General features: G+C 33.5%; 1 protein-coding gene. It reads right to left on the reverse strand.

Annotation, left to right across the window (positions count from 1 at the left end; translation table 11 throughout):
• Window positions 1–271 precede the first annotated feature (271 nt).
• Window positions 272–526 (reverse strand): glycogen/starch synthase (locus ACQY5W_RS13580; protein ID WP_428025500.1); only part of this gene is annotated, 255 nt, incomplete at its 5' end.

Genomic DNA, 526 nt, shown 5'->3' on the forward strand with positions numbered 1-526 from the left:
TCATCGCTTTAATCATATGACGTAGTCCTTAGATTAGCGGATGCTCCAATGCTCTTGAGAAGAAGAGTTCAGAGTCGGCCGTACTCAAAAGACTGAAAGATCTTATAAAGAGCTGTATTTTGGAGAATTTTCTTTTTTCTTTTTTATTTATTTCTTTTGTTTTAGTTGGTCATCGGTATGCACTTGTACACTTCTGATACTTTATTGATTATTGGTGTGCGCTTGAGCACTTCTGATACTTTTTTATTAGATGTCGTAATCTTTATGGATGTCAAAGCCATATGGTTGTAGCGTCCATAAAGACCAATACTGGATTAATACATTTTTTATTATCTAAAAAATAGACCTGTACTTTCGAATTTGGAATAAAAGCAGATTTACTTTTCGCGTTATGAGTTTCATTAGCAATATCAATTTTCAGTCCCTGTAAACGAATAACATCGCGCAACACATATTTTCGCTCGTTAACCGACTTATAATTCGGCATCATCACGCGGATATCATGATTTAGATTTTTAATATATTT

It is taken from the genome of Arcobacter sp. (assembly GCF_050300555.1).
Classification (GTDB): Bacteria; Campylobacterota; Campylobacteria; order Campylobacterales; family Arcobacteraceae; genus Arcobacter.